The sequence below is a fragment of the Nocardia caishijiensis NBRC 108228 genome (assembly GCF_001612825.1).
GTDB classification, from domain to species: domain Bacteria; phylum Actinomycetota; class Actinomycetes; order Mycobacteriales; family Mycobacteriaceae; genus Nocardia; species Nocardia caishijiensis.
Genome location: NZ_BDBE01000008.1, coordinates 46,654 through 60,344 on the forward strand (window position 1 = coordinate 46,654; position 13,691 = coordinate 60,344).

General features: G+C 69.8%; 9 protein-coding genes. 1 reads left to right on the forward strand and 8 read right to left on the reverse strand.

Translation table 11 applies throughout. From position 1 onward, the window contains the following. Positions 1-50: 50 nt before the first annotated feature. The 6 genes from NC7_RS02115 to NC7_RS02140 form a co-directional block, all read right to left on the reverse strand. The gene (locus tag NC7_RS02115; RefSeq protein ID WP_067978074.1) at positions 51-1,274 is read right to left on the reverse strand and encodes an N-acetylmuramoyl-L-alanine amidase; all 1,224 of its coding nucleotides are present in this window, start codon (positions 1,272-1,274) and stop codon (positions 51-53) included. 135 nt (positions 1,275-1,409) lie between these two features. Further along, on the reverse strand, positions 1,410-1,742 hold the full coding sequence (gene trxA, locus NC7_RS02120; protein ID WP_067978076.1) for a thioredoxin: 333 nt from the start codon (positions 1,740-1,742) through the stop codon (positions 1,410-1,412). Positions 1,743-1,773: 31 nt separating this feature from the next. After that, the gene (gene trxB, locus NC7_RS02125; RefSeq protein WP_067978078.1) at positions 1,774-2,760 is read right to left on the reverse strand and encodes a thioredoxin-disulfide reductase; all 987 of its coding nucleotides are present in this window, start codon (positions 2,758-2,760) and stop codon (positions 1,774-1,776) included. A gap of 317 nt (positions 2,761-3,077) precedes the next feature. Further along, positions 3,078-3,902, reverse strand: coding sequence for an RsmA family anti-sigma factor (locus tag NC7_RS02130; protein WP_067978079.1), 825 nt, complete (start codon positions 3,900-3,902; stop codon positions 3,078-3,080). A gap of 96 nt (positions 3,903-3,998) precedes the next feature. Continuing rightward, positions 3,999-4,556, reverse strand: coding sequence for an RNA polymerase sigma factor SigM (sigM, locus tag NC7_RS02135; protein ID WP_067978089.1), 558 nt, complete (start codon positions 4,554-4,556; stop codon positions 3,999-4,001). A 330-nt stretch (positions 4,557-4,886) separates the two neighbouring features. Next, positions 4,887-8,645, reverse strand: coding sequence for a lipid II flippase MurJ (locus tag NC7_RS02140; protein WP_084457816.1), 3,759 nt, complete (start codon positions 8,643-8,645; stop codon positions 4,887-4,889). A gap of 156 nt (positions 8,646-8,801) precedes the next feature. Between NC7_RS02140 and NC7_RS02145 the strand changes: the two genes are divergently transcribed. Next, positions 8,802-10,094, forward strand: coding sequence for a pentapeptide repeat-containing protein (locus tag NC7_RS02145; RefSeq protein WP_157101803.1), 1,293 nt, complete (start codon positions 8,802-8,804; stop codon positions 10,092-10,094). 494 nt (positions 10,095-10,588) lie between these two features. On the opposite strand, the gene NC7_RS02150 is transcribed toward NC7_RS02145, so the two are convergent. Together NC7_RS02150 and NC7_RS02155 are read right to left on the reverse strand one after the other, a co-directional pair. Beyond that, positions 10,589-13,036 carry a DUF6049 family protein gene (locus tag NC7_RS02150; RefSeq protein WP_067978082.1) on the reverse strand — a complete coding sequence of 816 codons (2,448 nt, stop codon included), beginning with the start codon at positions 13,034-13,036 and terminating at the stop codon, positions 10,589-10,591. Continuing rightward, positions 13,033-13,488 carry an NUDIX hydrolase gene (locus NC7_RS02155; protein WP_067495077.1) on the reverse strand — a complete coding sequence of 152 codons (456 nt, stop codon included), beginning with the start codon at positions 13,486-13,488 and terminating at the stop codon, positions 13,033-13,035. The genes NC7_RS02150 and NC7_RS02155 overlap by 4 nt, the downstream gene beginning before the upstream one ends. Between the last annotated feature and the right edge of the window lie 203 nt (positions 13,489-13,691).

A 13,691-nucleotide genomic window follows, 5' to 3' on the forward strand; every position in this document is an offset into this window, starting at 1 on the left:
TTCCTGTGTTTACCGTGACTCGCTCCGTCGGCTCGCCGCCGACGCGAGCCTCACCGCACCTGAGTCCGGCCTGAAACTCCGGGGAGGCGGACGAGCCCGGAGTTCTCGGGCAGTCGGTCCTGAGCCGCCAACTCCTCGGCGAGCAGTTCGGCGAAGGTGTAGGTGCCGGTGGGCTGGTCGTCCTGGCCGAGCAGGTACAGCCGCTTCACCGAGATGAGGATCGCTTCGGCGATCACGTCCCGCATACGCGGATTGGTGAGCACCGAGGCGTCGTATTCGTTGGTGAGGTAACCAAGATCCACCTGCACCGTCGGCATCTTGGTGAGTCGCAGCAGGTCCCAGGTGCGCTGGTGGGTGCGGCAGTCCTGCAGCGACGTGCGGGCGACCACCTCGCGCTGGATGAACCCGGCGAGCACCTGCCCGATCATCGAGACCGAACCGTGCGAGTTGCCGAAGTAGAACCCGGCGACACCCTGCGCCGACGGGTTGTCACTCATCGCGCAGCGCAACGAGATCATCAGATCCGCGTCGAAAGCGTTGGAGGTTTCGGCACGTTCGACATCGGTCGGATTGGCCCCCCACGGTCGTGACAGGAACGTCTCCATGCCGGTGGCGGCCATCCGGCCCTCGAGCCGCGACGCCAGATCCCACAGGATCTCCGACTCGTACACGTCACCGAACTCCGTCGGCACGGCGAAACCCTTGTCGGGGCCGCCGAAGCCGGGATCGATGACGATGCGCTTGCCGGTGAGCTGCGGTCCGGCGCGGTGCACCACCTCTTCCTCAGCGATGCGATGCGGGTTGCCACCGGTGACGCGCGCGCCGAGCAGATCCAGCGAGCGCAGCGTGTCGGGACCGCAGATGCCGTCGGCCGAGAGACCGATCTCGCGCTGGAAAGCGCTGAGCCCCTCGTGGGTGTGCGGGCCGAAGTAGCCGTCGACCCGGTGCACGTAGAAGCCGAGGTCCTGCAGTTTGCGCTGCAGGGTTGCCACGTCGTCGCCGTACAGCGGGGCGGACAGCTGGTAGATCAGTGTGCGGGCACCCAGGCGGTAGGAGGCTTCCTTCAACGCGCGATACGTGGCCGGGCCGACAACGCCGTCGACGAGCAGGCCGCGCTGCTGCTGGAACGCGCGGACCGCCGAGTCGAGCGGGCGGTCGAAGACCACATCGGTGTCCTGCCAATCGTGCTGGCGATGCAGGAAACCGAGGCTTGCGAGGGTGCTCCGAACCTCTGCGACGGCTGGTCCTGAATCGCCGTGACGAAGTCGGTGCATGCGTAAGAGCCCTTTCCTTCGGCCGGAGCGTCCGTCGATTGTCTCAGACCCGGGCGGTATTACGGGAATCCCGGGTCCAGGCATCCTACGGCGCGTCGGCCGGTGGGAGGTGTCTTTGTCGGATCGAGGAGGGTCTCAGATCAGCCCGTCGAGCTCGCGCAGCAGCGCCGCCTTGCCCTTGGCTCCGACGATCTGCTTCACCGGCTTGCCGCCACGGAACAGGATCATGGTCGGCAACGACAGGATCTGGTAGTCGCGGGCCGCGCCGGGATTGGCCTCGGTGTCGAGCTTGGCGATGGTGAGCTTGTCGGCGTGAGTGCCCGCGATCTCCTCCAGCACGGGGGCGACCATCTTGCAGGGGCCGCACCAATCGGCCCAGAAGTCGACGAGCACGGGCTTCTCGCTGAGCAGCACGTCGTCGGCGAAGGACTGGTCGGTCACGGTGATGGTGTTGGCACTGTCGGCCATGGGTGTTCTCCTCGCTGGGTGGAACGCGAAATCAGTTGGCGGAGACCGCGGCCGGGCCGTCGGCGTTGTCGAGTGTGTTGGCGGTGATATCGCCCTGCTCGGCGAGCCAGCGCTCGGCATCGATCGCGGCGCGGCAACCGGTGCCAGCGGCGGTGATCGCCTGGCGGTAGGTGTGGTCGACGAGGTCGCCCGCGGCGAACACGCCCGCCACATCGGTGGCGGTGCCCGGATCGGTCACCCGCACATAGCCTTCGCCGTCGAGCGCGACCTGGCCCTTGACCAGCTCGCTGCGCGGGTCGTGGCCGATCGCGACGAACAGGCCGGTCGCGGCCAGCTCGGATTCCTCGCCGGTGCGGGTGTCGCGCAGGGTCAGGCTGCTGACGCTGTTGTCGCCGTTGACCTTCACGACCTCGGCATTGAGCCGGAAAGCGATCTTCTCGTTGGCCTTGGCGCGCTCGAGCATGATGCGCGAGGCACGGAACTCCTCGCGGCGGTGCACGATGGTGACCGAATTGGCGAACTTGGTGAGGAAGGTCGCTTCCTCCATCGCCGAGTCGCCACCACCGACGACCACGATGTCCTGGCCCTTGAAGAAGAAGCCGTCGCAGGTGGCGCACGCGCTCACGCCGCGGCCGAGCAGTTCCTGCTCACCGGGGACGTGCAGGTAGCGGGCGGCCGAACCCATGGCGAGGATGACGGCGTAGGCCTCGAAGGTCTCGTCGCCGACAGTGACCTTCTTCACCGGCCCGGACAGGTCGATCGCGTCGACGTCCTCGGTGCGCAGGTCGGCGCCGAAACGCTTGGCCTGCTCGCGCATCTGCTCCATCAGGTCGGGGCCCATGATGCCCTCGCGGAAGCCGGGGAAGTTCTCCACCTCGGTGGTGGTCATCAGGGCACCACCGAACTGGGTGCCCTCGAAGACCAAGGGCGCCAACTCGGCGCGAGCGGCGTAGACGGCCGCCGTGTACCCGGCGGGTCCTGAGCCGACGATGATCAGGTCGCGAACTGGCGTGCTCATGGTGCCCTTCCGAAAAGCAATGCTGGGACGTGTCGGTCAACAACAGCGTAAACGGTGTTGTTCCCTGTGCTTATTTTGCGGCTGGCGCCGCGGTTCTCGGCGCTGAACCCCGCCTCTTCCCTCCCTCCGGGCACTCCTTCGTCGCACCCTCCGGTCAGTCCAGAGGCGGGGACGCGCCGAGAACGGTGGGGGTTCGTCTTTGAAGGGGCAGGTCAGAGGTGGGGCCCCGCCGAGAACTGGTGGGTTTGCCTTGGAAGGGGCAGGTCAGAGGTGCGGAGCGCGCGAGAACAGGTGGTTTTGCTCTTTGAAGGGGCAGGTCAGCCGATGTCGCGTAGGGCCAATCGGCTCGGGGCGCCGGTGGTGCAACCGGTGCCGACGACCAGGGCGGTGATGGTCGGGGTCTGGGGGCCGGTGAGCAGGACGAGGACGGCGTCGTCGCCGCGGAAGGTGATGCTCGACGCACCGAGGACGGCGCGGTCGATGCCGTTGGCCCGCACGCAGCGGGTGAGGGCGGCTTCGTCGGCGAGAGGGCCGCGAACGTCGCGTTTGCCGAGGGCGCTGAGGGCGGCGGCCGTGGTGATGTCGTCGCCGGGGGATGCGGGTTCGGTGAGTGGGGCCGCGGTCGGTGTGCCGTCGGTGGTGTCGAGGGACTTGACGACGTAGCCCGCGCCCGCGAGGACGGCGATCGTGGCCGCGGCGGCTGCCAAGAAACCCATTCGGCGCCGGGACCGGTACTGCGCCAACGAGATCGGCCCGGGCTGCGCCGCGTCGATGGTCGGCACCGACGTGATTCGGTCGCCCGACTCGAGTTCGGCGTCGGCCGGCACGGAAGTGGTTCGTTCGGTCGGGCCGTCGGCGATGGCTGATACCGGGGCGACTCGTTCGGTCGGACCCTCGCTCGCGTCCAGTTCGGCGACGAAGCGGAACATGCGGTCGGCCACGTCGTCGGGCATGCGGTGCACGACCACGTCGTCGTCGGCCAGCGTACGGAGGTGGGTGTTCACCTCGTCGAGATCGTTCAGATAGCGCAGCGCGTCCGGGTCGGTGCGGACCATGGGCCACAGTTGCTCGCGGAGTTCCGGTGCGAGATTGTCGGCGTGCAGATCGGCCAGCAGTTCCGACGGGAACGGAGGCTGCGGCACGGATCGAGCCACCTCGCACCTCCCCTGTTCTGTCGAGTTTCGGATCGCAGCATGTACATCGCTGGTTTGTCCGTCACTGTTAATGACGCATCCGGGCTAGCTCCGGTTCCCTGGATCCCGGAAAAATTCCAAACGTTCTTGCAAACGTACGCGCGCTCGGGCGCATCTGCTCTTGATCGTGCCTTCCGCCACGCCGAGCGCCACCGCGGTTTCGGCCACACTCCGCCCCTCCATCTCGGTCATCACCAGGGCGAGGCGCTGTTCGTCAGGGAGGGTGAACAACGCCTCGCTGACGACGTGGTTCAGCTCGTAGTCGGCGTAGGCGTCGCGTGGTTCGACCGCCTCGGGCATCGTCTCGGGGGTCACGGAGATGGCGCGGCGGGTCTTGTTGCGCCGGATCCGGTCGAGGCAGGCGTTGACGACGATGGCGTGCAGCCAGCTGCGCACCTCGGACTCGGCGCGGAACGTCTCGGCGGTGCGATGGGCGGAGAACAGGGCGTCCTGCAGGCAGTCGGCGGCGTCCTCGCGGCTGTAGGACGTGCGCAGCGCGGTCTGCCAGAGGTGATCCTTGTGCCTGCGCAGCAGTTCGGCGAAGGCGTGCGGTTCGCCGCGCACGTGGGCGGCGAGGAGTTCCTTGTCGCTGCCGTTCTCCAGGAACGAGCGATCGCGGAGCGTCGATTGGCGCGTTGTCCCCCCGCGTACCTGCTCGTTGACTTCCGGCGACAACACCTGACCCCTTGGACAGCGCTCATTACGGCGACTTCACGTCGGCGAACGAGGCCGATCCATCACCTGACTACAATGCGGCGTCCAGGACCGACGTCGACAGATCCTGGGTAGCTCCCAGCCGAGAGCGCGGGGTGATCATATCGCTGATAACAATTGCGCACCAACCGGACCGCGGTTCGATGAACGGCGATGTTCGAGCGCGAAATAGGCATCCACCTGCACAAACAGTGGGTGGGCAGGACTACCGCGCGGAAATTAGGGAGCGGCGTCGAAGCGGACGTCGGCGATGGCGGTCTGGAATTGACCGCCCGAATTCGCGAGCCCGGTGATCCAGACGAGCACGAAGCGAGCAGCCTGATCGGTCTGCACCGGGACCTCGGTGACCCCGTCACCCAGGCGTGCGGTGCCGATCAGCTGCGTCTGGTCGAGCGTCGGCGTCTCGGTGGGCGAGGTGCGGATCTCGACGGTGCTGCCCTCGGCGGGCGAGGTGATCGAGACATTGGTGAGCTTGGCCGGGGCGGGCAGCGTGGCCAGCAGTCCCACGCCCTTCTTGAGGGCGGGGAACTGCTGGAAGTACTGGTCGGTGCGCCACACCGTCTCGGGATTCTGGTCGAGCACCGCGCTCGCCGTCGCGGCACCGTCGGGGGTGCCCTCCGGGGAGAACACCCGCGCCCCGGTGACGGCCACCGGCACACTCGACGGCTGCGCGGGCACATCGGCCGTCGGCGCGGCCGCCGCGCTCGGCGGCGCCACACTCGACGTGAGCCCGATGTTGACCTGCTGATCGAGCGGCTTGTCCGACGCGCCGGGCGCGAAGATACTCACCATCCACCAGATCAAGATGCCGACAACCAGCGCGGCGAGCACGCCGAGGCCGACCATGATCCACATCATCCGCTTGGAGCGTTCCCGCTCGGCCGCGAGCAGTTCCGGGTCGGCCAGCGAGTCGGGTCCGGCCGCGACCGCCCGCTGTCCCAGCCGCAGCACCGGGATGAAGTCGGTCTTCTGGTCGACGACCGAGGCCTGCTCGAGCACGTGCTGCACGGTGGCGGCGGTGCGCACACCCTTGTTCGATTCCAGCGACCGCACGGCGACGGCCGAGATCTCGAACGGCACCTCGGGCCGGATCTGCCTGGGTTCAACCGGCGTCCCGTCGGGCCCGAAGTCGGCCAGGCGCAGCCCACCGATCGTCGCGGCCGTTCCGGTGACGCCGCCGACGCGAATCGGCCAGCGCGCGGTGATGAGCGCGTACAGCATGGCGCCGAGACCGCGCACGTCGGACTGGGCGTCGGAATCGCCGAGCGTGCCGGGGAAGGCGAGCACGGCGTCGCCGGAGGCGCTGATGCGGATCCGGTCGGGGTGGTCGATCGAGAGTGAGCCGCCGCCGCGATGGGCCAGTTCGGCCGCCGAGGCGAGCACTCGGATGGCCCGGGCCGCGCCGATCGGCGACGGCACGGTCTCGGCCATCTCGCGCAGCGACCGGCCGGGGGTCCACTCCGCGACGACGATGCCGCCGGAACTACCGCGTACCACGTCCAGGACCCTTGCCAAACCGGGCGAGTTGATCCGGCCCAGCCGCAGCGTGCGCGACAGAATCGCCTGCGGGCCGTCGTGACCCGCGTTCTCGCCCGACTTCTGGTCGGCGTCGACGAAGGTCAGCGCGACCTCGCGGTCGAGTTTGATGTCGAGGGCCTGCCAGAACTTCAGCCCGCGCGCGCCGCCGTGGCTCGCGAGCAGGCGATAGCGGCCACCGGCGACCGACGCGCCGGGGATCAGTTTCGGTCCGCGTTGCGGGCGTGCCACGTCCTGCGGCGGGACGGGGATCGGCAACATGCCGGTGTCGTGGGTCGGATCGTGCGGCGGCGCGGTCGCACGACGGTCCTCGGCCTTCTCGTCCGAAGGCCCGTCCGCCTGCGGATCGGTGCTGTCGTCGGGCGCGTCGGTGTGTTCGGGCCCCGCCGTGTCTGCCCCGTCGGGCCGGACATCGGTGGACCTTCCTCCTGCGGCGCGCGCCGCAGAATCAGCGGCTGGGACGCCGCCCACCGCGTCATCGCTCACCCTCGGTCCTCCTTCGGCCTGATCTCCCGTATCGGTCTGCCGAACAGCGTACGGGAACTGTGCTTGACCGGTGATGTCAACAGCACCGGGCCGGATCACCGGCAACACCATGGTCTGGGTGTCCATCGACTGCCCGTACGCCGGGAAGGCGTAGGTGTCGGGCCTGCGCAACACGGTGGTCGCGTAGATGTCCTCGGCCGAGGCGTCCTCGTCGAGGTCGAGTTCCGGCGCGGGCGGGGTGATGCCGAGCTTGCGCGAGATGGCGACGGTGATCGCCACCACCTCGGGGATGCCGACCAGGCGCATCAGGCCGAAGGCCACCGTGAACAGCACGATCGCGTCGACGGCGACCCGAAGCAGCGAGGCGAGGCCGCCGGAGACGTTCGCCAGCCCGGTCACGGTGTCGACGATGAGCATCACCGCGCCACCCGCGATGGAGGCGAGGACCACCCGGGTGATGGTGCGCCCGACATTGGACATGCGCAGATCGCCGAGACTGCGGTGCAGCAACACCCCGCCGATCACCGCGCCGACGGTGAAGCTGATCCCGGTGGCGACGCCGAGGATGATGACGACATCGTCGCTGTCGCGCGCGAGTACCGGTGCCAGCGCCGAGCAGGCGATCTTGACGGCGGTGATGCCGAGGATGATCCAGGTCGGCGTCCACGCCTGTTCGCGGGCGTAGAAGACGCGCAGGTGGATCAGCACCAGCGAATACGGGATCAGCGTGAAGGCCGACCAGCTCACCGCGCTGCCGAGGCGGGCGGCGTCGCCGGAGAACCGGGCGTAGCCGTAGAGGGCCTCACCGATCGCCGGACCGGCCAGGGTCATGAAGGCGACGATGGGGATCAGCGCGATCATGGTGAGCCGGGTGGCGGCGGAGAGATCGTCGACCACGGCGGGCGTGTCGTCGGCGGCGGCGTTGCGGCTGAGCCTCGGCATGATCGCGGTGAGCAGCGTGACGCCGATGACGCCGTAGGGCAGCTGCAGCAGCGCCCAGGCGTTGGCGAAGATCGCCGGGCCCGCTTCGTCGGCCGCGGAGGCGATGTTGTTCGCCACCACCAGGCCGACCTGGCTGATCAGCACGTACAGGATGATCGCCGCGCCCATCTTGCCGAACTGCTTGAGGCGCGCGTCGATGCCCCACAGCGGGCGCAGGTTGATGCCGTGCCTGCGGATGGCGGGCAGCAGGCTCAGCGCCTGCGTCGCCACACCCGCGGTGATGCCGAGTCCGAGGACCAGCAGTTTCGGGTCGCTCATCCGCACCGGGTCGAGGGTGATCTCGCCGGGCGTGAGCGCGTACACCGCCAGCACCACCAGCGCGACGATGTTGTTCATGACCGGCGCCCACGCACCCGGTTTGAATGCCTGCCTGGTGTTGAGAATGGCCGTGAACAGGGCCGACATGCCGTAGAACAGGATCGCCGGTGCGAGCAGGTAGGTGAGCGCGGTGGTCAGCGAGGTGTCGACCTTGCCGTCGGAATCGACGAGCACATGGCTGGCCAGGATCGGCGTCGCGGCCAGCGTCAGCACCGTGGCCACGAACAGCACGGTGAAGGCGGCGGTCACCAATCTTCGGATGAACGCTGCGCCGTTGTCGTCGTCTTCCTGTTCGGCGCGCACCAGGGTCGGCACGACGATGGCCGTGAGCACCGCGCCGAGCACGAGTTCGGCCACCATGTTCGGAATCAGGTTCGCCGAGATGAACGCACTGGCGATGGCCGGACCGAGCACGGTGAGCAGCAGCAGCTGCTTGGCGAATCCGGTGATCCGGCTGACGAGCGTCGCCACGGCGATCGACCCGGAATCCTTGAGCAGTTTCGCGTTGGCCGACTGCGGATTCGTGTCACGCGGCACCGGCTTCTCGGTGCGAACCCGCTCCGGACGCGCGATCACCTGCGTCTGCTCGGCGGCCCGCACCGCGTCACCCCCGGGCCGACTCGATGCCGCGGGCATCCCGGGGAAGTTGTCGCGAGGCCCCGGCCGCCCGGCTCCACGCGGCGGCCCGGCCTGCGGGCGCCGCCCAGGATCCACCTCAGGACGCACCTGCCGAGGAATCGCACCGGACGCCCCGGCGGCCCGCTGCTGCGGAAACTCTCCCGACCCTGGCCCTTGCCGTCGAGGACCGACCGGCCGCTGCGCAAGCCCCTGCTGCGCATCATCGCCCGTTCGACGGCCGTGCCGTTGTCCGGCGGCGCCGGGATGACCATCGCCGCCAGGCTGGCCACCTGCGCCAAGCCGTCCGCCGCGAAGCTGACCGTCGACGCCAGGCCGACCACTGAAGCCAAGTTGTCCGTCGCCGCCGGTCCGACCGTCGCCAGGCTGACTGAGGCCAGGCTGGCCGCCGCCGGACTGACGGGGGTCAACTTGACCGGCGCTGGGCTGGCCGCCGCCCGACTGACCGGGGTCGAACTGACTGGCGCTGGGCTGGCCGCCGCCGGGCCGATTGGGGTCGAACTGACTGGCGCTGGGCTGGCCGCCGCCGAGTCGGCCGATCCCAGGCTGACCATCGCGACTCAGTTGCTCGCCCGCACCGGGGTGCTCGACGCCACCGCGACCACCCCTGATCGAAGGTCCGGCCGGGTTCCCCGCGCCTCGCTGCTGACCAGGCCGATCGCCCGGCTCGACACCCGAGGGACCGGGCCGCTGACCCGGCGCAGGCGGGAACTCGCCCCGCTGACCACCGGGCGGCGAGCCGAATCCGCCCGGCCGCCCTTCGGGTCCCTGTGGTCGGGATTCACCGGGGCGGCCGGGTTCGGGGCGCCGCGGCGCCCCGGCGCCGGGCACTCGGGGATCACCCGGCGGTGGTTGCGACGACTCGCCGTAGGGAGCGGCCGATCGCGGATCCGGGGGTGCGGATCGCTGCGAACCGGGACCACCCGGTCGCGGCTGGCGGGGGAACTCCCCCGAACGCCCGTCCGCCGGATAGGGCTGAGCAGGCAGTGGAACACCCGGTCGCGGCTGCTGAGGCAACTCCCCGGAACGCCCGTCCGCTTGGTAGGGCTGTGGGCCGCCCGGTCGTTGCTGCCGAGGCAATTCACCGGAGCGCCCGTCCGCTGGATACGGCTGGGGTCGTTGCGGACCAGGGCCGCCCGGTCGCTGCTGGATCGGAAATTCGCCGGACGGGGCGGGTCGACGGTTGCTGTCGCCGGTACGTCCCGGTGCGCGCATCGCATCGCCCGCCGTGGCGCCGTTCGGGTAGCCCGGTCGCGACGGGTCCGCGGGCCCCGGGCGGCGATTCGACTCGACGGGCGGTACGTGCGGCTGGCGCGGAGCACCCGGTGTCCCGGCGTAGTTCGACTCGTCGGGACGAGGTGCGCCGGGGCGATGACGCGGCTCGTCATCACGCGGATAAGGCGCGGGTTCGCCTGGTGCTGGACCGAAGTGCGATTCACCGAGCCGTGACGCTGGTGGGTAAGGCGGCTCACCGATACGACCGGGCTCACCGATACGACCGGGCTCACCGGAACGACCGGGCTCCGTCGGGCGAGCGGGCTGGACCCGCGGGATTTCACCAGAGCCGCCGGGATCCGGTCGTCCACCGACGGCGCCGACATCGTGTTCGGTGCGCGGTGGCGGGACGGGCCGCGCACCCTGCTGCGGGCGCCACCCGGGCTCGGCGGAGTGCGTCCCACCCGGGTCGAGGGGGCCGAGGCGCGGCGGTACCGGGCGAGCGGGCGGATTCTGCGGCATCGGCTCGTCGGTGTCGCGGTCGCTCATCCCACGCTCCCACGGCGCGGCGGGTGACCAGCGGTGGGTCGGCTCGTCGCGTTCGTCGTGGTTGTGCCGATGAGCGGAATCATCGTCGCCCATCATGCCTCCTGTACCCGGCGCAACCCGCGAATCCCGCCTCGTTCTTGCCTGTCATGGTCCCCCGCGCGCCGGTCAGGCGTGGGTGTTCACTGCCGACGCAGTCGTTGCCGGGCGCGTCGCAGCCGTCCGGCCCGTTCCACCGTTTCGGGGGCGAAGCCCTCGTCGGCGGGGTCGGGTCGGCCGCGGAAGCGCCGCCACAGTCGGCGCCCGGCCAACAGCAACAGCAGTATCGCGGCACATGCCGTAATTATGGCCAAGGCCTGACCGTAGGCGTTCGAACGTACCGAGACCGAGGTCGGCTCCCCTAGCGTGATCCCGTCGGGGGTGGTAAGGGCGATGGGAATGACCAGCTTGCGGCTGTCGCTCACCTCGGTCGGTATCTGAAACGACCGGGTTCCGTTCGGCGGAAGGAGCTGTTCGCCGATATCGGTGATGTTCGTCTCGGCCGGTGCGGAGATACGGAAGTTCACCCGGATGGCCACCGGCAGATCGTTGCGGGCGACCAGCAGCAACGGGCTCTGTTCGGACGCGAGCGTGTACACCCCGCCGGGCGGCAGCACCGACACCGACGCGAAGATCGTGTCGATCTCGCGAGTCGCCTGATCGACACGCCGATCCGCGTGCAGGTCTGCCAGAGTGTCGTCCTCGCCGCGCCGGTCCGACAGACTCAGCGCCCGCAGCAGGTCCTCGCGCGCGGGGGTGAGGAAGGCCAGCGGGGTCAGCTCGGCTTCGGGCAGTTCGACGAGCGCCCGCATCATCTCGGTGATCCGCGCACCCTGCGCCCGCACGGGCTCCACCAGATGTTCCGGTGCCGCGTCCTGGGCGGCCGACGGCAGGTACTCGAGGGTGAACGGGCGCGGATCCGGCTCCTGCGCGACGAGCTCGGCGAACGGCCTCGGGTGCGCGAGCTGGTTGCGGCTGAGCAGCTCCACCTGTTTGAGCAGCGCCACGCCCTCCTCCCGGCTGGCGCCCCACTGCTGCGGCGGCACGAGCAGTTGCGAGCGCGGCCGGTCCGGCGCCGGGTTCAGCGCGGTCCAGGCCATCGCGCCGAGCGCGTCCTGCAACCGGGCCGCCCGCGAGTCGTTGGTGACGTCGAAACGCACCTTCGCCGGGGTGAACGAGGGCGTCGGCGGATTGGAACCGACGGCGGCCAGCGCGGTCGCCGACCAGATGTCGAAGGTCGTCACCCGCAGCGCCGGGTCGGTGTTCGGCGCCGCGTCGACGTGCACGTCCGGCACCCGCACCACATCCGGCGCGGCCTGTTCCCCACCGACGACCGTGCCGGGCACGAACGTCGACGGCGTCGAGGTGAGCGCGGTCTCCGGATCCGGCACCGACCCCTCCCCCGACACCGCCGACCCGGCGAGCACCGCCGTGCCGAACCCGTGCGCGCGCAGCAACTGACCGGCGGCGTGATCGATGCTGCCGGAATCGGGCAGGCTCACCCCGCGCAGCGACCGGGTGCCCAGGATCGCGTCGACCACATCGGCGGGCGCGTGCAACGCCCGCGCCGACAGCCCCGGATCGTTCACCGCCGCCAGCGCGGTCACGTCGACCTGCGCGTACGGCAACGCCACTGTGCACATCGACGCGGCCAGCGCGCGCAACCGATCGAGCCAGGCCTGCGCGTTCGCGGCACCGGTCCCCTCGCGGGTGGCGCCTTCCGGGTCCGACGGACTCGCCAGCACCCGGTAGCCGCGCGTCATCGTCTGCGCGGTCGACACGAGGTCGGGATCGATGGCGATGCACACCGATCCGGCGACCGTGTTGTCCTTGCCCGGTGCGGGCGCGACCGCTTCCAGCGCCGCGACCAGCTGTTCGAGCCGCCCACCTTTGCCGAGCGAGGCGGCGAGTTCGTCGTCGAGCAGCTCCACCTGCCCGTTCACCGACCCCGGCTTCCCCGCGACCATCCGCGGCCGGTCGGCCAGCGGCCAGAGCACCGTCGTCGCCACCGGCGTGGCCTCCGGCGGCGCGGCGACCGGGGCAGGGTCGCCGTCGGCGGGCGGCAAGCCAAGCACCGGCAGCAGGAAGCGGGCGTCGTCGAGCCGGGCCTGCGTTCCGTAGGCCGGTTCACCGTTGACATTGAGCAGCAGCGGATACACGCCGGGATCGGTGATGCCGAGCGACGCGCCCGCACCGCCGCGCAACGCGATCCGCACCGAGAACTGTTTGCGCTGGCCAGGACTCAGTTGCGGCGTCACATCCTCGAACGGGCCGGTGACGTCGTAGTTCACCTGATCGAGCCGCAGCGAACTGCGCAACCCGCTCGGCGCGAGCACGGGGGCGGCGCGCTGAATGCGCACGCTCACATCGTCGACCACCCGGTCGCCGATATTGGTGACCGTCCCTGACACCGTGAGTACCGGGTCGCTGCTCGTGGTCACCGTCCCCGGCGCCACCGCGTCGAGGGTGAGTTTGAGGAACTTCGGCGCCGACGTGTCGTCCGATTGTGCCTGCGCCACCACGGGCAGCAGCGCCACCGAACCCAGGATGGTCAGGACCGCCGTGATCAGCCGGAACAGTCCACCCGTCATCGCTTGCCGGTCTCCATCCGGTCGATCATCCGATTCGCCACCTCGGCCAGGCGCCGCTCGTCGGCATAGGCCAAGCGGGAATCCAACTCGCTCAACGGAACCCACGCAACCTGGGTGACTTCCACGTCGGCGTCGGACAGCTCACCGCCGAGACACCGCAGCAGATAATGGTGCACGGTCTTGTGTACCCGTCTGCCCTCGGTGACGAACCAGTAATCGATATTGCCCAGCTCGGCGACCACCTCGCCGATGATGCCGGTTTCCTCGGCGACCTCACGCATCGCGGTCTGCTCGGAGGTCTCGCCCTCTTCGATGTGGCCCTTGGGCAGCGACCACAGCAACCGGCCCCGCCGATCGGTCCGTCCGATCAGCGCGGCGCACCGCAGCTCTCTCGGCCCGTCCAATCCGTCGACGACGAGGCCGCCCGCCGACGTTTCGCGCACCGTGCGCATACGCGGCTTACCGCCGTTACCCGCCCCGCCGCGCCGCCGCGGCTGGCGGCGTCGACTGTTCGCGCGATCGGCCGGAGGAGACACCCAGCCAGCTTAGCTGTGTGGGTTGGGCGCGGGGGTGCGCGAGTTGGTGGTCGGGCCGCGGTGGGTGGCGTGCCCGGCACTTTGTGGATTGCGCCCACAGAGGTACTGGCTGTGTTTTT

Coding starts and splice junctions, on each gene's coding strand:
- NC7_RS02115 (WP_067978074.1), bottom strand. CDS start 1,274: ATGCACCGACTTCGTCACGGCGATTCAGGACCAGCCGTCGCAGAGGTT.
- trxA (WP_067978076.1), bottom strand. CDS start 1,742: ATGGCCGACAGTGCCAACACCATCACCGTGACCGACCAGTCCTTCGCC.
- trxB (WP_067978078.1), bottom strand. CDS start 2,760: ATGAGCACGCCAGTTCGCGACCTGATCATCGTCGGCTCAGGACCCGCC.
- NC7_RS02140 (WP_084457816.1), bottom strand. CDS start 8,645: ATGCCCGCGGCATCGAGTCGGCCCGGGGGTGACGCGGTGCGGGCCGCC.
- NC7_RS02150 (WP_067978082.1), bottom strand. CDS start 13,036: ATGACGGGTGGACTGTTCCGGCTGATCACGGCGGTCCTGACCATCCTG.
- NC7_RS02155 (WP_067495077.1), bottom strand. CDS start 13,488: ATGCGCACGGTGCGCGAAACGTCGGCGGGCGGCCTCGTCGTCGACGGA.